The organism is Mycobacterium sp. NGS39, from assembly GCF_059812765.1.
Genome location: NZ_JCALDH010000005.1, coordinates 252,700 through 272,015, shown reverse-complemented (window position 1 = coordinate 272,015; position 19,316 = coordinate 252,700). Strand labels below are relative to the sequence as shown.

The window sequence follows — 19,316 nt, the reverse complement described above, 5'->3', positions numbered from 1 at the left end:
GTCGACAACCGTAGTTTCGGCGCGAAAGGAGACATAGTGGATTTCACGCTGCCCGAACATCTTCCGGGGGTGCTCGACGAGATCGACGCGTTTATCGAGCGTGAGATCAAGCCGCTCGAGCGTGATCACATGCAGTACTTCGACCAGCGCCGCGAATACGCCCGTACCGACTGGGATAACGGCGGTATCCCGGCACGGGCCTGGGAGGAACTGCTCGGCGAGATGCGCAAGCGGGCCGACAAAGCCGGCTGGCTGCGCTACGGATTGCCGTCGTCGCTGGGCGGTCGCGACGGCACCAACCTCGATATGGCGGTGATCCGAGAACACCTGGCAGCCAAGGGTCTTGGGCTGCACAACGACCTGCAGGACGAGTCGTCGATCGTCGGCAACTTCCCACAAGTGATCATGATGGAGCGGTTCGGCACCGACACCCAGCGCAAGCAGTGGTCGGAGGCGCTGATCACCGGCGAGCGTAGCTTCGCGTTCGGGCTCACCGAACCGGGACACGGCTCAGATGCCACCTGGCTGGAGACGCGGGCCGAACGCAGCGGCGACGGCTGGGTGATCAACGGCGCCAAGCGGTTCAACACCGGGGTGCACCGGGCGACACACGACCTGGTGTTCGCCCGCACATCGGGTGAACCAGGGCAGGCGGTGGGCATCACCGCCTTTCTGGTGCCGTGCGATGCGCCGGGCTTCGAGGTGCCGTACTACTGGTGGACGTTCAACATGCCATCCGACCACGGCGAGGTCGAGCTGCACGACGTCCGCGTGCCCGACGACGCGGTGCTCGGCGAGGTCGACCGCGGGCTGGAGGTGGCCCAGACCTTCCTGCACGAGAACAGGATTCGCCAGGCCGCGAGCAGTCTCGGCGCCGCGCAGTACTGCATCGGCCGGGCCGTCGAGTACGCCAAAGAGCGCGTGGTGTTCGGCAAGCCGCTGTCGGTGAACCAGGCGGTGCAGTGGCCTCTGGTCGAGTTGGCCACCGAGGCGCAGATGGTGCGGCTGCTGGTGTACTACGCGGCCTGGCATCTGGACCGCAATCACCATCTCGAGGTGTCGGACAAGGTGTCGATGGCCAACTACCGCGCGAACCGGCTGGTGTGCGAGGCCGCCGACCGGGCCATGCAGGTGTTCGGCGGCGTCGGCTACACCCGGCACCAGCCGTTCGAGCACATCTTCCGGCATCACCGCCGCTACCGCATCACCGAGGGGTCCGAGGAAATCCAGATCCGCCGGGTGGCGCAGCGGCTGTTCAAGTTCGGCCGGGAGCGGCGATGACGCCGAGTGTGCGGATTCGTAGCGGCAACTCGGCGGGTCGCGTATGAAACCGCACACTCACGGGGTCGCTGACTGGTTGTCGGGCGTCCTCGAGCCGGTGCTCGGCGAACCCGTCGTCGTCAGCAATGTGCGCGCGCTGACCGGCGGCGCCAGCCGGTCGACCTGGGCATTCGAGGCCAACGGCCGGCGACTGATCCTGCGAACCGGTCCCCCGGACCATGTGCACGTCTCGATGGACACGGAAGCCCGGGTGCAACGCCTGGCCGCGGCGCAGGGCGCGCCGGTGCCGCATGTGCTGGTCGCTGACGCGGCGTCGCTGGTCTGCGACTTCATCGACGGGGAGACGATCGCGCCGCGCATCCTGCGAATGCTCGACGACGCCGCCCGATCACGGCTGCTGGAGCAATGCGCGCACGCGCTGGCCGCGATCCACCGCGCCGACCCGGCCGGCGTCGAACTGCGCCGCGACGACCAGATGGCGCTGTGGCGGGCTCAGCTCGACGAGATGGGCGACACCACCGCCACTTTCGACTGGACGCTGCGCTGGCTTTCCGCCAACCGGCCGCCGCCCTCGCCGCCGGTCATGGTGCACGGCGACTTCCGCATGGGCAACTTGATCGTCGACGACGACGGGCTGGCCGCGGTGCTCGACTGGGAGCTCGTACACATCGGCGAAATTTATGAAGACCTGGCTTGGTTCTGCATTCGCGCCTGGCGGTTCGGGGCACCACAGAGCCGTGCTGCCGGTGGCCTGGGCAGCATGGAACAGTTCCTTTCCGCCTACGAGCAGGCCAGCGGGACTACCGTCGACCGCGTGGCGATGTGCTGGTGGCTGATCCGGGCCACGCTGTCGTGGGGCATCATCTGCCGTTACCAGGCCGAGCGGCACCTGTCCGGGCAGACCCGGTCGGTCGAGCTGGCCGCGATCGGCCGGCGGGTCTGCGAAACCGAGTGGGATCTGCTCGACTTGTTGGAGGCCACGGCATGAGCAGTGGCACGACCGGCCCGTTCGGCCGACCGACCGCGCCCGAGCTTCTCGCCGCCGTCGCCGATTTCCTCGACACCGACGTACGACGCGCCACCGACGGCCCAATCAGCTTTCACGCCCGCGTCGCGGCGAACGTCGTGCGAATCGTCGAACGTGAACTGGGCAACGAAGCGACAGGGATCGACGAGCAGCAGCTCATCGACGCGATCCGGGCCGGCGAGTTCGACGAGCGGCCGGGCGATGTCGTGGCCGCTCTGCGCACCCTGGTCTTCAACCGGCTGGAAGTTGCCCACCCCGGCTACGCGCTGGCCGCGGTGGCCGACCGCCTGTTCTCGGCGATAGAGGCCGGCGACGTCGACGCGGTCGCGGCGCTGTGGTCCGACGACGTCACCGTATGGCATGCCGGCGACACCGCCCGCAGCGACAAGAAGCGCGGCGTGCGGGTGATCGACTGGTTCGTGACCGCCACCGCCGAGCGGCATTACGACGTGCTCGACCGGCAGTTCTTTCCGGGCGGTTTCGTGCAGCAGCACGTGCTGCACGGCACCACACGTGCCGGCGCGCCGTACTCCCTGCGCGTCGGCATCATCTTCCGGGTCGGCCGCGACGGGCTGATCACCCGCATCGACGAGTACTTCGACCCGGCGGACCTTACGCCGCTGCTGAACCAATCCGGGTAGGGAGGCGAAATGTCAACTGTCACAGAGCTATTGACGGACCCGAAGGCCGTCGGCAGCTGGCTGCTCGACCAAAGCAGGTCGTCGTTCTCGTTCACGAACAAGACCTTCTGGGGTCTGGCGAAGGTCAACGGCAGGTTCACCGACTTCAGCGGCGAAGGCCGCGTCGACGCCGACGGAAACGTCTCCGGCCGGATCACGATCAAGGCCGCGTCCGTCGTCACCGGGATCAAACGACGCGACAACCACCTGCGCTCCGCCGACTTCTTCGATGCCGAGCACCACCCGGACATCACCGTCACCGTCAGTGGCGTCGACCCGGCCGGCGACGACGAATTCGACGTCCACGCGGAGCTGTCGATTCGCGGCAACACCGTCGCGCTGCCGCTGCGGGTGCGTGCCGAGCGCCTCGACGACGGCGCCGTGCGGCTGAGGACCACCACTACGGTCGAGCGGACGCAGCTCGGTGTCAGCGGCAACATGCTCGGCATGATGCCCGACACCACCACGCTGTCGGCTGACGCGGTGTTCCGGAGCGCCGGAAGCTAGCATCCCCGTCGTGCCACTCGACTCGAATGCTCACGTCCGCGTCTTGGTCTACAGCGACGACGCCAATGTGCGCGAACAGGTCAAGCTTGCGCTGGGCAAGCGCATCCACCCGGAGCTGCCGGAGTTGACCTACGTCGACGTGGCGACCGGTCCGATGGTGATCCGCCACATCGAAAACGGCGAAGTCGACCTGGCCATCCTCGACGGCGAAGCCACCCCGACCGGCGGAATGGGCCTTGCCAAGCAACTCAAAGACGAGGTCGACAACTGTCCGCCGATCGTGGTGCTGACCGGACGCCGCGACGACGCCTGGCTGGCCAAGTGGTCGCGCGCCGAGGCGGCGGTGCCGCTGCCTATCGATCCGATTCAGCTGGCCGACGCGGTCGTGGGACTGCTCCGGGCCTGACGCTCTTACCCCTACTCGGCGGCCCCGCCGGCGCATGTTTAGGCTGTGGGGGAGGTCACTGACGGGCTCACAGTCGGGTTACGTCACATGGCTGCGACGCATCAGGGAGCGAGTTGAACGTCTACGTCCCGATCTTGGTGTTGGGAGGGATCGCCGCCGCGTTCGCGGTGTTCTCTGTCTTCGTTGCGGTGCTGGCGGGGCCACGCCGTTTCAACCGGGCCAAGTTGGCCGCTTACGAGTGCGGGATCGAGCCGACCCAGAAGTCGGTCAGCGGCCCGAATGCCGCGCCGGGTCAGCGGTTCCCGATCAAGTACTACCTGACCGCGATGCTGTTCATCATCTTCGACATCGAGATCGTGTTCTTGTACCCGTGGGCGGTGTCGTTCGACGCGCTGGGGGTGTTCGCGTTGGTGGAGATGGCGCTGTTCATGGCCACGGTGTTCGTGGCGTACGCCTACGTGTGGCGGCGCGGCGGGTTGACTTGGGAATAGGGGTCGTCGGTGGGTCTTGAAGAAAAGCTTCCCGGCGGAATTCTGCTGTCCACGGTGGAAAAGGTCGCCGGCTACGTGCGGGCCGGGTCGTTGTGGCCGGCGACGTTCGGGCTGGCCTGCTGCGCGATCGAGATGATGGCGACGGCCGGTCCGCGATTCGACATCGCCCGATTCGGGATGGAGCGGTTCTCGGCCACACCGCGGCAGGCGGATCTGATGATCGTCGCCGGGCGGGTGAGCCAGAAGATGGCGCCGGTGCTGCGGCAGGTTTACGACCAGATGGCCGAGCCGAAATGGGTGCTGGCGATGGGCGTCTGCGCGTCGTCGGGGGGCATGTTCAACAACTACGCGATCGTCCAGGGCGTCGACCATGTGGTGCCGGTGGACATCTACCTGCCCGGCTGCCCGCCGCGCCCCGAGATGCTGTTGCACGCAATCCTGAAGCTGCACGCCAAGATCCAGGAGATGCCGCTGGGCGTGCACCGCGAGGAAGCCATCCGCGAGGCGGAGGCCGCTGCACTGGCAGCAGCCAATCCGGCGCCCACCATGCTGCAGATCGGCGGGCTGCGCCGATGACCGACACCACGCCGACGCACACGTCCTCGGACGGTCCGCCGTTGACCTCGGGTGACCGTGAGGTCATCGAGGTGCGCCGAGGCATGTTCGGCATCACAGGCACCGGTGACACCTCCGGGTATGGGCGGCTGGTGCGCGAGGTGGCGCTGCCGGGCAGCTCGCCGCGGCCCTACGGTGGCTACTTCGACGAGGTGGTCGACGCGCTGATCGAGGCGCTGGGCGACGAGACCTACGACGCCGCGGTGGAGCGGGTGGTGGTGTATCGCAACGAACTCACACTCGACGTGCGCCGCGAACACCTGGTCCACGTGGCGAAGACCCTGCGCGACGACCCCGCGCTGCGCTTCGAGATGTGTCTTGGGGTATCCGGCGTGCACTATCCCGAGGAAGCCGGCCGTGAACTGCATGCGGTGTATCCGCTGATGTCGATCACCCATGGCCGCAGGATCCGCGTGGAAGTGGCCGCACCCGACGCGAATCCCCATGTGCCGTCGCTGTTTTCGGTGTATCCGACCACTGACTGGCACGAGCGGGAGACCTACGACTTCTTCGGGATCATCTTCGACGGTCATCCGTCGCTGACCCGCATCGAGATGCCCGACGACTGGGAGGGGCACCCGCAGCGCAAGGACTATCCCCTGGGCGGGGTGCCCGTCGAATACCACGGTGCCGAGATACCCCCTCCCGACGAGAGGAGGGCCTACAACTGATGAGCGACACCGTGGTCATGGTGGGCGGCCAGGACTGGGACGAAGTCGTCGCCGCCGCAAGGGAATCCGCCGCCGGCGAGCGGATCGTGGTGAACATGGGACCGCAGCACCCGTCGACTCACGGGGTGCTGCGGCTGATCCTGGAGATCGAGGGCGAGACGATCACCGAAGCGCGTTGCGGCATCGGCTATCTGCACACCGGCATCGAGAAGAACCTCGAGTACCGCAACTGGACCCAGGGCGTCACGTTCGTCACCCGGATGGACTATTTGTCGCCGTTCTTCAACGAGACGGCGTACTGCCTGGGTGTGGAGAAGCTGCTCGGCATCACCGACGAGATCCCGGAGCGCGCAAGCGTGATTCGGGTGATGCTGATGGAACTCAACCGCATCTCGTCGCATCTGGTCGCGCTGGCCACGGGCGGCATGGAGCTGGGCGCGATGTCGGCGATGTTCTACGGGTTCCGCGAACGCGAAGAAATCCTGAAGGTGTTCGAGCTGATCACCGGCCTGCGGATGAACCACGCATTCATCCGGCCCGGCGGCTTGGCCGCCGACCTTCCCGACGACGCGATGCCGGCGCTGCGCAACCTGGTCAAGTTGCTGCCAAAGCGGTTGCGCGACATGGAGAACCTGCTCAAGGAGAACTACATCTGGAAGGCCCGCTGCCAGGGCGTCGGCTACCTCGACCTGACCGGGTGCATCGCACTGGGGATCACCGGGCCGGTGTTGCGCTCCACCGGGCTGCCGCACGACCTGCGTCGTTCCGACCCCTACTGCGGTTACGAGAACTACGAATTCGACGTGATCACCGACGACGGCTGCGATGCGTACGGACGGTTCCTGATCCGCGTCAAGGAGATGACCGAGTCGATCAAGATCGTCGAGCAGTGCCTGGACAAACTCAAGCCGGGGCCGGTGATGATCGGCGACAAGAAGCTCGCCTGGCCCGCGGACCTCAAGCTGGGCCCCGACGGTCTGGGCAACTCCCCCGAGCACATCGCCAAGATCATGGGCAGCTCGATGGAGGCGCTGATCCACCACTTCAAGATCGTCACCGAAGGCATCCGCGTGCCGGCCGGCCAGGTGTACGTCGCGGTCGAATCGCCGCGCGGCGAGTTGGGGGTGCACATGGTCTCCGACGGCGGCACCCGCCCCTATCGCGTGCATTACCGCGACCCGTCGTTCACGAATCTGCAAGCGGTAGCGGCGATGTGCGAGGGCGGCATGGTGGCCGACGCGATCTCGGCGGTGGCGTCGATCGACCCGGTCATGGGCGGGGTGGACAGGTAATGAGCGTATTCGTCTCGCTGGGCCCCAAACCTGAAGAGCCGAGCCATCTTCGGGGCCGCGAGAGCTATCCCGACGACGTGCGCGAGAGGTTGGCCGCCGACGCGGCGCAGATCATCGCCCGTTATCCGGTGCCACGCTCAGCGCTGTTGCCGCTGCTGCATCTGGTACAGGCCGAGGACGGCTGCCTCACCCCCGCGGGTGTCGAGTTCTGCGCCGGACAACTGGGTTTGACGGGCGCCGAGGTGACAGCCGTGGCCACGTTCTACTCGATGTACCGGCGGGACCCGACCGGCGACTACCTCGTCGGAGTATGCACCAACACCCTGTGCGCGATCATGGGCGGTGACGCGATATTTGACGCCGTGCGTGAGCATTTGGACATCGGCAACGACCAGACGACCAGCGACGGCAAGATCACGCTGCAGCACATCGAATGCAATGCGGCCTGCGACTACGCCCCCGTCGTGATGGTCAACTGGGAATTCTTCGACAACCAGACGCCGGAGTCCGCGATCGAACTCGTCGACAAGCTGCGCGCCGGCGAGACCGTCACACCCAGTCGCGGTCTGCCACTGTGCACCTTCCGCGAAACGTCGCGCATCCTCGCGGGTTTCAGCGACGACCGTCCCGACGACGGTCAGGGCGGTCCGGGCGCGGCGACGCTGGCCGGTCTGCGGGTCGCACAAGAAAGCGGCGCCATCGATCGGGAGGACAGCTGAGATGGCCGGCGGCACACCTCTGACCCCTGTGCTGAGCCGATTCTGGGACCACCCCAAGTCCTGGACGCTGGAGACGTACCTCGACAACGACGGGTACAAGGCGCTGGCCGCCGCGCTGAAGATGAGCCCGGACGAAGTGTTGCAGACCGTCAAGGATTCCGGGCTGCGCGGCCGCGGGGGCGCCGGATTCGGCACCGGCATGAAATGGGGCTTCATCCCACAGGATTCGACCGGCCCCGGCGCCAAGCCGCACTACCTGGTGATCAATGCCGACGAGTCGGAACCCGGGACCTGCAAGGACATTCCGTTGATGTTCACCACTCCGCACTTTCTGGTGGAGGGTGCGGTCATCGCCGCATACGCAATCCGCGCGTCGCATGCGTTCATCTACGTTCGCGGCGAAGTGGTTCCGGTGCTGCGCCGGTTGCGCGCGGCCGTCGCAGAGGCCTATCAGGCCGGCCTTATGGGCCGCGACATCCTGGGTTCCGGCTTCGACGTGGAGATCGTCGTGCACGCCGGCGCCGGCGCGTACATCTGCGGTGAGGAAACCGCACTGCTCGACTCGCTGGAGGGCCGTCGCGGCCAGCCCCGGCTGCGTCCGCCGTTCCCGGCCGTGTCGGGTTTGTACGCATGCCCGACCGTGGTCAACAACGTCGAATCGATCGCCAGTGTGCCGCCGATCATCCTCAACGGCGTCGACTGGTTCCGGTCGATGGGCAGCGACAAATCGCCTGGCTTCACGCTGTATTCACTGTCCGGGCATGTGACGCGGCCGGGCCAGTACGAGGCGCCGCTGGGCATCACCCTGCGCGAGCTGCTCGACTATGCGGGTGGTGTGCGCGCCGGTCACGAGCTGAAGTTCTGGACGCCCGGTGGCTCGTCGACACCGATCCTCACCGCCGAGCATCTCGACGTGCCACTGGACTACGAGGGCGTGGGCGCCGCCGGCTCGATGCTGGGCACCAAGGCATTGCAGATCTTCGACGAGACCACCTGTGTGGTGCGCGCGGTGCGCCGCTGGACACAGTTCTACGAGCACGAGTCCTGCGGCAAGTGCACGCCGTGCCGCGAGGGCACCTACTGGCTGGCGCAGATCTACGAGCGGCTGGAAACCGGAGCAGGCACTGCGGCCGATATCGAGAAGCTGCTGGACATTTCGGACACCATCTTCGGAAAGTCGTTCTGCGCGTTGGGCGATGGTGCGGCCAGTCCGATCACCTCGTCGATCAAGTACTTTCGTGACGAGTACGTCGCCCACGTTGCGCAGCAGGGGTGTCCGTTCGATCCGCGCGACTCCATGCTCGTCGCGCCGGAAGGGGCAGCGGTATGACGGGAAGCGCGTCGAGACTGCGTTTTCGTACACCTCGCCCGGCGAGTCGGGTACGAAACCGCACTGTCGCGGCACGAGGGGGGTCTCGATGACGGCGACGGCTGACCATGGCGCGGCCACCGAAACCGAAATGGTGACGCTGACCATCGACGACGTCGAGTTGTCAGTTCCCAAGGGCACGTTGGTGATTCGGGCCGCCGAGCTGATCGGCGTGTCGATTCCCCGGTTCTGCGACCATCCCCTACTCGATCCGGTCGGCGCCTGCCGGCAGTGCCTGGTGGAGGTCGAGGGCCAGCGCAAGCCGATGGCGTCGTGTACCACCGTGGCCACCGACGGCATGGTGGTGCGCACCCAGTTCACCTCCGAGGCCGCCGACAAGGCGCAACGCGGGGTGATGGAGCTGCTGCTGATCAACCACCCTCTGGACTGCCCAGTGTGCGACAAGGGCGGCGAGTGCCCGCTGCAGAACCAGGCGATGTCCAACGGCCGCGCGGACTCCCGCTTCGAGGACGTCAAGCGAACGTTCCCCAAACCGATCAACATCAGCAGCCAGGTGCTGCTGGATCGCGAACGCTGCGTCCTGTGCGCTCGCTGCACCCGGTTCTCCAACCAGATCGCCGGCGATCCGTTCATCGAGCTGCTCGAGCGCGGCGCGCTGCAGCAGGTCGGCATCTACACGAAAGAGCCGTTCGATTCGTATTTCTCGGGTAACACCGTGCAGATCTGCCCGGTGGGCGCACTGACCGGAACCGCCTACCGGTTCCGCGCCCGCCCGTTCGACCTGGTCTCCAGCCCGAGCGTCTGCGAGCACTGCGCCTCGGGGTGTGCCCAGCGCACCGACCACCGCCGCGGTGTGGTGCTGCGCCGGCTGGCCGGTGACGACCCGCACGTCAACGAAGAGTGGAACTGCGACAAGGGCCGCTGGGCGTTCACGTACGCCACCCAGCCGGACCGGATCACCACGCCGCTGATCCGCGGCGAGGACGGCACCTTGGTGACGGCTTCGTGGTCCGAGGCGCTGACTGTGGCCGCTAAGGGATTGTCGGCGGCCTACGGGAACGCCGGCGTGCTGGTGGGCGGCCGGGTGTCGCTGGAGGACGCCTACGCATACGGCAAGTTCGCGCGTCTTGTGTTGGGCAGCAACGACATCGACTTCCGGGCCCGCGCGCATTCGGCCGAGGAGGCCGACTTCCTGGCCGCACGCGTCGCGGGGCAGCCGATGACGGTGACCTACGCCGACCTCGAAGCGGCGCCGGTGGTACTGCTCGCCGGGTTCGAGCCGGAAGAGGAGTCTCCGATCGTGTTCCTGCGGCTGCGCAAGGCCGCCCGCAAGAACCGCACCAAGGTGTACTCGCTGGCACCGTTCGCCACTCGCGGACTGACCAAGATGAACGGCACGCTGTTGCCGGCCGCGCCTGGTGGCGAGGCCGCGGCGCTGGAGGCGCTGCGCACCGGAGAGCTCGGCGAAATATTAGGCACCCCAGGCGCAGTGATCATGGTCGGCGAACGGCTGGCGGACTGCCCCGGCGCACTGTCTGCCGCCGCGCGTTTGGCCGACGCGACCGGCGCGCGACTGGCGTGGGTGCCGCGACGCGCCGGTGAGCGCGGCGCCGTGGAGGCAGGCGCACTGTTTTCGCTGCTGCCCGGCGGGCGCCCGGTCGCCGATCCCGACGCCCGCGCAGAGGTCAGCTCGGCGTGGAACGTGACGAGCCTGCCCGCGGCAGCCGGTCGGGACACATCCGGAATCCTCAGCGCCGCAGACTCTTTCGGTGCTCTGGTCATCGGCGGGGTGGAATTGGCCGACCTGCCCGATCCGGTCGCTGCGGCCGCGGCGCTCGACGCTGCGCCGTTCGTCGTCAGCCTCGAGATACGGCACAGCGAGGTCACCGAACGCGCCGACGTCGTGTTCCCGGTCGCCCCGGTGGTGGAGAAGGCGGGCACCTTCGTGAACTGGGAAGGGCGCCAGCGTCCGTTCGAGCCGTCGCTGCGTCACACCGGCGCGGTCCCCGACGTGCGGGTGCTGCACATGATCGCCGACGAGATGGGGGTGGAATTCGGGCTGCCGCATCCGGCAGCGGCGCACGCCGAGCTGGCCCAGCTCGGGCTCTGGCAAGGCACACGGCCGCAGCCGCCGACCGTTTCCGCCGGCGACGCGCCGCACCCCGGTGCGGGTGAGGCGGTGCTGGCGAGCTGGCGAATGCTGTTGGACGCCGGACGGCTGCAGGACGGCGAGCCGTATCTGGCCGGCACTGCACGCCGCCCCGTGGCGCGCCTGTCGTCGGCAACCGCCGCAGAAATCGGGGCATCCGAAGGTGATTCGGTCAGGGTCAGCAACGAGAACGGATCGATCACGCTGCCGCTGGTGATCACCGAGATGCCCGACAGGGTGGTCTGGGTGCCGATGAACTCCGCCACCTCAGCGGTGCATCAGAAGTTGCGGACGACGGTGGGTGCGGTGGTGCGCGTCGAGGTGGTGTCATGACCGAGTTCGGGCACGATCCCTGGTGGTTGGTGGTCGGCAAGGCCGTCGCGATCTTCGGCTTCCTGGTGCTGACCGTGCTGGCGGCGATCCTCATCGAGCGAAAAGTATTGGGGCGCATGCAAATGCGATTCGGGCCGAACCGTGTCGGCCCGTTCGGCTTGCTGCAGAGCCTGGTCGACGGGCTCAAACTCGGGCTCAAGGAAGGGATCATTCCGGCAGGCGTCGACAAGCCGGTCTACCTGCTGGCCCCGGTCATCTCGGTGATCCCGGCCTTCATGGCGTTCGCGGTGATCCCCTTCGGCCCACAGGTGTCGGTGTTCGGGCACACCACGCCGCTGCAGTTGACCGACCTGCCGGTGGCGGTGCTCTACGTGCTCGCGGTGACCTCGGTGGGCGTGTACGGAATCGTGTTGGCCGGTTGGGCATCCGGCTCGACCTACCCGCTGCTGGGCGGGCTGCGATCCAGCGCGCAGGTGATCTCCTACGAAATCGCGATGGCGCTGTCGTTTGCGGCTGTGTTCCTGTATTCGGGCACAATGTCGACCTCCGGCATCGTCGCCGCCCAGGACCGGCTGTGGTTCGTGTTCCTGCTGCTGCCGTCGTTCCTCATCTACGTCACCAGCATGGTCGGCGAGACCAACCGCGCCCCATTCGATTTGCCCGAGGCCGAAGGCGAACTCGTCGGCGGTTTTCACACCGAGTATTCGTCGCTGAAGTTCGCGATGTTCATGCTCGCCGAATACGTGAACATGACCACCGTGTCGGCGTTGGCCACCACGCTGTTCCTCGGCGGCTGGCATGCGCCGTGGCCGTTCAACATGATCGACGCCGCCAACAGCGGATGGTGGCCGCTGCTGTGGTTCGTCGGCAAGGTGTGGGGTTTCTTGTTCCTGTTCATTTGGCTGCGCGCCACTCTGCCCAGGCTGCGCTACGACCAGTTCATGGCATTGGGCTGGAAGATCCTGATCCCGATCTCGCTGGTGTGGGTGATGATCGTCGCCACTGTGCGCACGCTGCGCGCCGAGGGATACCACGGCTGGGCGGCGGCGCTGATCGTCGCGAGCGTGCTCGGCGCCGTCGCATTGCTTGCGTCGTTCCGAATGGTGTGGCGCCAGAAGACACAACCGATGCCATCGGCTGCGCCGTCGTCGTACAGCGACTTCCCGGTTCCTCCCCTCCCCGAGAAGAAAGCCGCAGATGCCTAAGTTCCTCGACGCGATCGCCGGATTCGGCGTGACGCTGTCCACGATGTTCAAAAAGCCGATCACCGAACAGTATCCAGAGAAACCCGGGCCGGTGGCACCGCGCTATCACGGGCGGCACCAACTCAACCGGTACCCAGACGGGCTGGAGAAGTGCATCGGATGTGAGCTCTGCGCGTGGGCCTGCCCGGCCGATGCCATCTACGTCGAAGGCGCGGACAACACCGAGGAGGAGCGCTATTCGCCGGGCGAGCGCTACGGCCGGGTGTATCAGATCAACTATCTGCGCTGCATCGGGTGCGGGCTGTGCATCGAAGCGTGCCCCACCCGAGCGTTGACGATGACCAACGACTACGAGATGGCCGACGACAACCGTGCCGACATGATCTACGGCAAGGATCGACTGCTCGCGCCGCTGCAGCCCGGCATGGTCGCCCCGCCGCATCCGATGGCGCCGGGGGCCACCGACGAGGACTACTATCGCGGCAACATCAAGCCCCCGATCAGCGAGCCGGTGCAATGACCACTGTGCTGGCGGAGGCGCTGACGCGCACGGGAACCGGTGAGGCCGTGCTGTTCTGGATGCTGGGCACGGTCGCGGTGATCGGTGCCGTCGGGATGGTGACGGCGTCCAAGGCGGTGTACTCGGCGATCTTTCTGGCGATGACGATGATCGTGCTCGCAGTGTTCTACATCGCGCAGGACGCGTTGTTCCTGGGTGTGGTGCAGGTCGTGGTCTACACCGGCGCGGTGATGATGCTGTTCCTGTTCGTGCTGATGTTGATCGGTGTCGACACCGCGGAGTCCTTGGTGGAAACCATTCGCGGACAACGCATTGCCGCGATTCTTGCCGGGCTGGGCTTCGGAGTTCTGCTGATCGCGGGCCTGGGCGCCGGTACGACGTCGTTCACCGGGCTGGCACAGGCGAATTCGGCCGGCAACGTCCAGGGTTTGGCGGTGCTGATCTTCACGCGGTACCTGTGGGCGTTCGAGGTCACCAGCGCACTGCTGATCACCGCCGCGATCGGCGCGATGGTGCTGGCGCACCGAGAACGCTTCGACCGACGCAAGACTCAGCGCGAACTGTCCCAGGAGCGCTTCGCCCGCGGCGCACACCCGACCCCGCTTCCCGGTCCTGGGGTTTACGCCCGCCACAACGCCGTCGACGTGCCCGCGAAGCTGCCCGACGGCTCCTACGCGGAGGTGTCGGTGCCGAAGGTTCTCACACCGCGACCAGTCGACGTGATCGCCGGGGCCCCCGAGAGGAACGGCCAGTGAATCCGCTGAACTACCTGTACTTGTCGGCGTTGTTGTTCACGACCGGAGCGGCCGGAGTCTTGTTGCGCCGCAACGCGATCGTGATGTTCATGTGCGTGGAGCTGATGCTCAACGCCGCCAACCTGGCGTTCGTCACGTTCGCCCGGATGCACGGCCACCTCGACGGCCAAGTCGTGGCGTTCTTCACGATGGTGGTGGCGGCCTGCGAAGTGGTCGTCGGACTGGCCATCATCATGACGATCTTCCGCGCCCGCCGCTCGGCCTCCGTCGACGACGCCAACCTGCTGCGGCACTGACATGGGCGAGCTGAGTTGGTTGTTGTTGGCGCTGCCCGCTTTCGGCGCGGTGGTCTTGCTGTTGGCCGGTCGGCGCAGTGACCGCTGGGGGCACCTGCTGGGGTGTGCGACGGTGCTGGGCGCGTTCGCTGTCGGTGTGGTATTGCTGACCGAGCTGCTCGGCCGCCACGGGGAGGACCGCGCGATCCATCTCGACGGGTTCTCCTGGGTGCCCGTGGGCGGCCTCCAGGTGAACTTCGGCCTGCTCGTCGATCCTCTGTCGATGTGCTTCGTGCTGTTGATCACCGGCGTCGGCGCGCTGATCCACATCTACTCGATCGGCTACATGGCCGAAGACCCCGATCGGCGAAGGTTTTTCGCGTATCTGAACCTTTTCGTCGCGGCGATGCTGCTGCTGGTGCTCGCCGACAACTACCTCGGCCTGTACGTCGGGTGGGAGGGCGTCGGTCTGGCCTCCTACCTGCTGATCGGGTTCTGGTACCACAAACCGTCGGCTGCCACCGCCGCCAAGAAGGCGTTCGTGGTCAACCGCGTCGGCGACATCGGGCTGGCCGTGGCGATGATGGTGATGTTCGCGACGTTTGGGACGATCTCGTTCACCGGGGTGTTCGGCGCGACCGGACGCACGAGCGAAGGGGTGCTGACCGCGATCGGGCTGCTGCTGCTGCTGGCCGCCTGCGGCAAGTCTGCCCAGGTGCCGCTGCAATCCTGGCTCGGCGATGCGATGGAAGGCCCCACACCGGTCTCCGCGCTGATTCACGCGGCCACCATGGTGACCGCCGGGGTGTATCTGATCGTGCGGTCGCACCCGATCTACAACCTGGCCCCCGGCGCTCAGGCCGGCGTCGTGGCCGTCGGCGCGGTCACGTTGCTGTTCGGGGCGATCATCGGCTGCGCGAAGGACGACATCAAGAAGGCGCTCGCTGCCTCCACGATGAGCCAGATCGGCTACATGGTGCTCGCCGCCGGACTGGGACCGGCCGGATACGCGTTCGCGATCCTGCACCTGTTGACCCACGGGTTCTTCAAGGCCGGCCTGTTTCTGGGCGCCGGGTCGGTGATGCACGCGATGGACGACGACGTCGACATGCGGCGCTTCGGCGCGCTGCGCAAAGCGCTGCCCATCACCTACGTGACGTTCGGGCTCGGCTATCTGGCGATCATCGGCGTTCCGCCGCTGGCCGGGTTCTTCTCCAAGGACGCGATCATCGAAACAGCTTTGGCGGCAGGCGGATTCAAGGGCGCCGTGCTGGGCGGAGCCGCGCTGCTGGGCGCAGGCATCACCGCGTTCTACATGACGCGGGTGATGCTGATGACGTTCTTCGGGCAGAAACGTTGGGCCGAGAATGTGCATCCGCACGAGGCGCCGAAGGTGATGACGTGGCCGATGATCGTGCTGGCCGTCGGCTCGGTGGGCTCCGGTGGACTGCTCGCGATCGGCGGCACGTTGCAGCACTGGCTGGAGCCCGTCGTCGGCGCCCACGAAGAGGTGACCCATGCGGTGCCGGTGTGGGTGACCACCGCGATCACGCTGGCCGTGGTTGCGGTCGGGATCGCGATCGCCTACCGGCTCTACGGAACACGTCCGGTGCCCGCCGTCGCACCCGCCGGTTCGGTGCTCACCGTCGCGGCACGCAAAGACCTCTACGGCGACGCGTTCAACGAAGAGGTGTTCATGCGGCCCGGCGCCGACCTGACCCGAACGCTGGTGCGCGTCGACGACAAGGGCATCGACGGCACCGTCACCGAACTCGCAGGCGCAATCGGCCGGCTGTCGGGCGCACTGCGTTCCGCCCAAACGGGTTTCGCGCGTTCCTATGCGCTGTCCATGTTCGCCGGCGCCGCACTGGTGGTCGCCGCAATCCTGGCGGTGAAACTGTGGTGAACCACATTCCCTGGTTGTCGATTCTGTGGCTGCTGCCGGTGGCCGGCACGGTGCTGATCATGCTGCTGCCGCCGGCACAACGGGCGCTGGCGAAGTGGGTGGGACTGGTCGTATCGCTGGGCGTGCTGGCCGTCGCCGTGGTGCTCGCGGTCTCTTTCGACGCCTCCGGTGCGCAGTACCAGTTCGTCGAAAAGCACCAGTGGATACCGGCTTTCGGCACCGGTTACACGCTCGGGCTCGACGGCATCGCCCTGGCGCTGGTGGTGCTCACGGCTGTGCTGGTGCCGCTGCTCTTGGTGGCCGCCTGGAACGACGCCGGTGACCGCAAACGCGCCGTGCACACCTATGTGGCGTTGATCCTCGCGGTCGAGGCGATGGTTCTGATTTCCCTTGTGGCGCTTGACGTGCTGCTGTTCTACGTGTTCTTCGAGGCCATGCTGATCCCGATGTACTTTCTCATCGGCGGGTTCGGCGGCGAACATCGATCACGCGCGGCCGTGAAGTTTCTGCTGTACAACCTTTTCGGCGGGTTGATCATGCTCGCCGCGGTGATCGGCCTGTACGTGGTGACAGCCCGCAACGGCAGCGGCACGTTCGATTTCCGCGAGATCGTGACGATGGCGTCCACGGGCCAGCTCGGTGCCAGCCCGCTGGTGCTCAACGCGCTGTTCCTGGGTTTCATGTTCGCGTTCGCGGTCAAGGCGCCGCTGTGGCCGTTTCACGCCTGGCTGCCCGACGCCGCGGTGCAGGCCACACCGGCCACCGCGGTGCTGATGATGGCGGTGGTGGACAAGGTCGGCACCTTCGGCATGCTGCGATTCTGCTTACAGCTGTTCCCGGATGCATCGAGAACCTTCGCGCCGCTGGTGATCACGCTCGCCGTGGTCGGCATTGTCTACGGCGCGATCGTGGCGATCGGTCAGACCGACGTGATGCGCCTGATCGCCTACACGTCGATCAGCCACTTCGGGTTCATCATCCTGGGCATCTTCGTGATGACGAGCCAGGGCCAGACCGGGTCCACGCTGTACATGGTCAACCACGGCATCTCCACCGCCGCACTGTTCCTGATCGCCGGATTCCTGACATCGCGGCGCGGCAGCCGCGCGATCGCCTCGTTCGGCGGCGTGCAGAAGGTGGCACCGGTGCTGGCCGGCACGTTCCTGGTTGCGGGGCTAGCCACGCTTTCACTGCCAGGACTGGCACCGTTCATCAGTGAATTCCTCGTCCTCATCGGCACATTCACCCGCTATCAGGCCGCCGCCGTCGTGGCCGCCACCGCACTGGTGCTCTCGGCGGTCTACGTGCTGTGGATGTACCAGCGGATGATGACCGGTCCCGTGAAGGACGGCAACGAGCGGCTGCGCGACCTGCTGCCGCGCGAGGCCGTGGTCGTGGCACCGTTGATCGCACTGCTTGTGGTGCTGGGGATCTATCCCAAGCCCGCCCTCGACGTCATCAACCCCGCCGTTGGCCACACCTTGACCACCATCGGCCAGCGCGATCCGGCGCCGTCGGCGCCGCCGTCGAAAACCGCAGAGGGACAGCCGAAATGAGCATTCCTGCCCCCAGCGTCGAATACGCCCTCGCCTCCCCTATGCTGATCGTCTTCGGCGCCGCCGTCGCGGGCGTACTGGTCGAAGCGTTCGCGCCGCGCAGGATGCGCTATCCGGTTCAGCTGGTCCTCAGCCTCGGCGCATCGGTGGCCGCGCTGGTCGCGGTCGTGCTGGTGGCGTCGGGCGTGCGGCTGCCCGGCCAGGTCGCCGTCGCGGGATCTGTCGCGATCGACGGGCCGGCGCTGCTGCTGCAGGGCACTCTGTTGGTGGTCAGCATCTTGGCCCTGATGCTCATCGCCGAGCGCCGCCTCAGCGTCGAAAATCCGGCGTTGGAGGCTGTTTCGGTCGCACGATCCGGCTTCGACGCGTTCACGCCGCAAGCGTCCACCGTGCCCGGCAGCACCGCTGAGCGCGAGGCCGACCGGACCGGCATGAGCCAAACGGAAGTGTTTCCGTTGGTGTTGTTCGCGCTCGCCGGGATGCTGCTGTTTCCCGCGGCCAACGACCTGCTGACCATGTTCGTGGCACTCGAGGTGTTGTCGCTGCCGCTGTACCTGCTGTGCGGCCTGGCCCGCCGACGCCGGTTGTTGTCGCAGGAAGCGGCACTGAAATACTTTCTGCTGGGCGCGTTTTCGTCGGCGTTCTTCTTGTACGGCATCGCCTTGCTGTACGGGTATGCCGGCACACTGACACTGGGCGGGATCAGCGACGTCATCGGTGGCCAGCGCGACCAGACGATGGCGTTGATCGGCGTCGCGTTGCTGTCGGTGGGGTTGCTGTTCAAAGTCGGTGCGGTGCCGTTCCATTCGTGGATCCCCGACGTGTATCAGGGCGCGCCGACGCCGATCACCGGGTTCATGGCCGCCGCGACGAAGATCGCCGCGTTCGGCGCGATGCTGCGGGTGTTCTACGTCGCGCTGCCGCACATGCAGACGCAATGGCGCCCGGTGATGTGGGCGATTGCGATCCTGACGATGGCCGTCGGCACGATCAGCGCGGTGACGCAGTCCGACGCCAAACGCATGCTCGCGTATTCGTCGGTGGCGCACGCCGGGTTCATCCTCACCGGCGTGATTGCCGCGAACAAAGCCGGACTGTCGTCGACGATGTTCTATCTGGTGGCCTACGGGTTCAGCACGCTCGGCGCGTTCGCCGTGGTGTCGTTGGTGCGCAACAGAGAGGGCGACGAAGACACCGACATGTCGCGCTGGGCGGGGCTGGGCCGGGAGCGGCCGCTCGTCGGCGCGATGTTCTCCGGATTCCTTCTGGCGTTCGCCGGTATTCCGTTGACAAGTGGCTTCGTCGCGAAGTTCGCGGTGTTCAAGGCCGCTGTCGAAGGCGGGGCCGCACCGCTGGTGATCGTCGGCGTGGTGGCCAGCGGCGTCGCCGCGTACTTCTACGTCCGCGTGATCGTGCTGATGTTCTTCACCGAACCCGCTGCCGAGCCGCCGCAGGTGGTGGTGCCCAGCACGCTGAGCAAGTTCGCGATCGCGATCTCGGCCGCCGCCACGATCGTGCTCGGCATCATGCCACAGCCGCTGCTCGACTTGTGCGACCGTGCAGCGGAATTCGTGCGCTGACGCTCACCCTGATCGTGA

At 66.7% G+C, this 19,316-nt stretch carries 18 protein-coding genes and 2 pseudogenes; all 20 read left to right on the top strand.

Going from position 1 to position 19,316, the window contains the following annotated elements; all coding sequences use genetic code 11:
- Positions 1-36 precede the first annotated feature (36 nt).
- The 20 genes and pseudogenes from AC5Y39_RS09775 to nuoN all read left to right on the top strand — a co-directional run bounded on the left by AC5Y39_RS09775 (position 37) and on the right by nuoN (position 19,298).
- Positions 37-1,281, top strand: a complete 1,245-nt coding sequence (locus AC5Y39_RS09775) for an acyl-CoA dehydrogenase family protein (RefSeq protein WP_500018336.1) — start codon at positions 37-39, stop codon at positions 1,279-1,281.
- A gap of 43 nt (positions 1,282-1,324) precedes the next feature.
- The gene (locus AC5Y39_RS09770; protein WP_500018334.1) at positions 1,325-2,269 is read left to right on the top strand and encodes a phosphotransferase family protein; all 945 of its coding nucleotides are present in this window, start codon (positions 1,325-1,327) and stop codon (positions 2,267-2,269) included.
- Positions 2,266-2,571: pseudogene (locus AC5Y39_RS09765) on the top strand (DUF6285 domain-containing protein); the annotation flags it as partial. The gene AC5Y39_RS09770 and the pseudogene AC5Y39_RS09765, both read left to right, overlap by 4 nt.
- Before the next feature lie 3 nt (positions 2,572-2,574).
- The gene (locus AC5Y39_RS09760; protein WP_500018406.1) at positions 2,575-2,949 is read left to right on the top strand and encodes a nuclear transport factor 2 family protein; all 375 of its coding nucleotides are present in this window, start codon (positions 2,575-2,577) and stop codon (positions 2,947-2,949) included.
- A 9-nt stretch (positions 2,950-2,958) separates the two neighbouring features.
- Positions 2,959-3,495, top strand: coding sequence for a YceI family protein (locus tag AC5Y39_RS09755; protein WP_500018333.1), 537 nt, complete (start codon positions 2,959-2,961; stop codon positions 3,493-3,495).
- Between the two features lie 10 nt (positions 3,496-3,505).
- Positions 3,506-3,901: an Rv3143 family two-component system response regulator gene (locus AC5Y39_RS09750; RefSeq protein WP_500018331.1), complete on the top strand. Its 396-nt coding sequence runs from the start codon at positions 3,506-3,508 to the stop codon at positions 3,899-3,901.
- A 113-nt stretch (positions 3,902-4,014) separates the two neighbouring features.
- Positions 4,015-4,392: an NADH-quinone oxidoreductase subunit A gene (locus AC5Y39_RS09745; RefSeq protein ID WP_499907828.1), complete on the top strand. Its 378-nt coding sequence runs from the start codon at positions 4,015-4,017 to the stop codon at positions 4,390-4,392.
- A gap of 9 nt (positions 4,393-4,401) precedes the next feature.
- On the top strand, positions 4,402-4,968 hold the full coding sequence (locus AC5Y39_RS09740; protein WP_499907827.1) for a NuoB/complex I 20 kDa subunit family protein: 567 nt from the start codon (positions 4,402-4,404) through the stop codon (positions 4,966-4,968).
- Positions 4,914-5,678: pseudogene (locus AC5Y39_RS09735) on the top strand (NADH-quinone oxidoreductase subunit C); the annotation flags it as partial. The gene AC5Y39_RS09740 and the pseudogene AC5Y39_RS09735, both read left to right, overlap by 55 nt.
- The gene (gene nuoD, locus AC5Y39_RS09730; protein WP_500018329.1) at positions 5,678-6,970 is read left to right on the top strand and encodes an NADH dehydrogenase (quinone) subunit D; all 1,293 of its coding nucleotides are present in this window, start codon (positions 5,678-5,680) and stop codon (positions 6,968-6,970) included. The pseudogene AC5Y39_RS09735 and the gene nuoD, both read left to right, overlap by 1 nt.
- Positions 6,970-7,689 (top strand): NADH-quinone oxidoreductase subunit NuoE, encoded by a 720-nt coding sequence (gene nuoE / locus AC5Y39_RS09725; protein ID WP_500018327.1) that lies wholly within the window; start codon positions 6,970-6,972, stop codon positions 7,687-7,689. Before nuoD ends, nuoE begins: the two co-directional genes overlap by 1 nt.
- 1 nt (position 7,690) lies before the next feature.
- The gene (gene nuoF, locus AC5Y39_RS09720) at positions 7,691-9,019 is read left to right on the top strand and encodes an NADH-quinone oxidoreductase subunit NuoF (protein WP_500018325.1); all 1,329 of its coding nucleotides are present in this window, start codon (positions 7,691-7,693) and stop codon (positions 9,017-9,019) included.
- Positions 9,020-9,107: 88 nt separating this feature from the next.
- Entirely contained in the window at positions 9,108-11,501 is a 2,394-nt protein-coding gene (locus AC5Y39_RS09715) for an NADH-quinone oxidoreductase subunit G (RefSeq protein WP_500018323.1), read from the top strand.
- The gene (gene nuoH, locus AC5Y39_RS09710) at positions 11,498-12,706 is read left to right on the top strand and encodes an NADH-quinone oxidoreductase subunit NuoH (protein WP_500018321.1); all 1,209 of its coding nucleotides are present in this window, start codon (positions 11,498-11,500) and stop codon (positions 12,704-12,706) included. Before AC5Y39_RS09715 ends, nuoH begins: the two co-directional genes overlap by 4 nt.
- Entirely contained in the window at positions 12,699-13,226 is a 528-nt protein-coding gene (nuoI, locus tag AC5Y39_RS09705) for an NADH-quinone oxidoreductase subunit NuoI (RefSeq protein ID WP_500018319.1), read from the top strand. The genes nuoH and nuoI overlap by 8 nt, the downstream gene beginning before the upstream one ends.
- Entirely contained in the window at positions 13,223-13,981 is a 759-nt protein-coding gene (locus AC5Y39_RS09700) for an NADH-quinone oxidoreductase subunit J (protein ID WP_500018317.1), read from the top strand. Before nuoI ends, AC5Y39_RS09700 begins: the two co-directional genes overlap by 4 nt.
- On the top strand, positions 13,978-14,277 hold the full coding sequence (gene nuoK, locus AC5Y39_RS09695; RefSeq protein WP_500018315.1) for an NADH-quinone oxidoreductase subunit NuoK: 300 nt from the start codon (positions 13,978-13,980) through the stop codon (positions 14,275-14,277). Before AC5Y39_RS09700 ends, nuoK begins: the two co-directional genes overlap by 4 nt.
- 1 nt (position 14,278) lies before the next feature.
- On the top strand, positions 14,279-16,162 hold the full coding sequence (gene nuoL, locus AC5Y39_RS09690) for an NADH-quinone oxidoreductase subunit L (protein ID WP_500018313.1): 1,884 nt from the start codon (positions 14,279-14,281) through the stop codon (positions 16,160-16,162).
- Positions 16,159-17,718 carry an NADH-quinone oxidoreductase subunit M gene (locus AC5Y39_RS09685; RefSeq protein WP_500018311.1) on the top strand — a complete coding sequence of 520 codons (1,560 nt, stop codon included), beginning with the start codon at positions 16,159-16,161 and terminating at the stop codon, positions 17,716-17,718. Before nuoL ends, AC5Y39_RS09685 begins: the two co-directional genes overlap by 4 nt.
- Positions 17,715-19,298: an NADH-quinone oxidoreductase subunit NuoN gene (gene nuoN / locus AC5Y39_RS09680; RefSeq protein ID WP_500018309.1), complete on the top strand. Its 1,584-nt coding sequence runs from the start codon at positions 17,715-17,717 to the stop codon at positions 19,296-19,298. The genes AC5Y39_RS09685 and nuoN overlap by 4 nt, the downstream gene beginning before the upstream one ends.
- Positions 19,299-19,316: the final 18 nt, after the last annotated feature.

What these genes read in the sequence shown, in the direction of transcription:
- nuoH (WP_500018321.1), top strand. Translation starts at nt 11,498, where the DNA reads ATGACCGAGTTCGGGCACGATCCCTGGTGGTTGGTGGTCGGCAAGGCC.
- AC5Y39_RS09715 (WP_500018323.1), top strand. Translation starts at nt 9,108, where the DNA reads ATGACGGCGACGGCTGACCATGGCGCGGCCACCGAAACCGAAATGGTG.
- nuoL (WP_500018313.1), top strand. Translation starts at nt 14,279, where the DNA reads ATGGGCGAGCTGAGTTGGTTGTTGTTGGCGCTGCCCGCTTTCGGCGCG.
- nuoE (WP_500018327.1), top strand. Translation starts at nt 6,970, where the DNA reads ATGAGCGTATTCGTCTCGCTGGGCCCCAAACCTGAAGAGCCGAGCCAT.
- AC5Y39_RS09770 (WP_500018334.1), top strand. Translation starts at nt 1,325, where the DNA reads ATGAAACCGCACACTCACGGGGTCGCTGACTGGTTGTCGGGCGTCCTC.
- nuoI (WP_500018319.1), top strand. Translation starts at nt 12,699, where the DNA reads ATGCCTAAGTTCCTCGACGCGATCGCCGGATTCGGCGTGACGCTGTCC.
- nuoN (WP_500018309.1), top strand. Translation starts at nt 17,715, where the DNA reads ATGAGCATTCCTGCCCCCAGCGTCGAATACGCCCTCGCCTCCCCTATG.
- AC5Y39_RS09755 (WP_500018333.1), top strand. Translation starts at nt 2,959, where the DNA reads ATGTCAACTGTCACAGAGCTATTGACGGACCCGAAGGCCGTCGGCAGC.
- nuoD (WP_500018329.1), top strand. Translation starts at nt 5,678, where the DNA reads ATGAGCGACACCGTGGTCATGGTGGGCGGCCAGGACTGGGACGAAGTC.
- AC5Y39_RS09700 (WP_500018317.1), top strand. Translation starts at nt 13,223, where the DNA reads ATGACCACTGTGCTGGCGGAGGCGCTGACGCGCACGGGAACCGGTGAG.
- nuoF (WP_500018325.1), top strand. Translation starts at nt 7,691, where the DNA reads ATGGCCGGCGGCACACCTCTGACCCCTGTGCTGAGCCGATTCTGGGAC.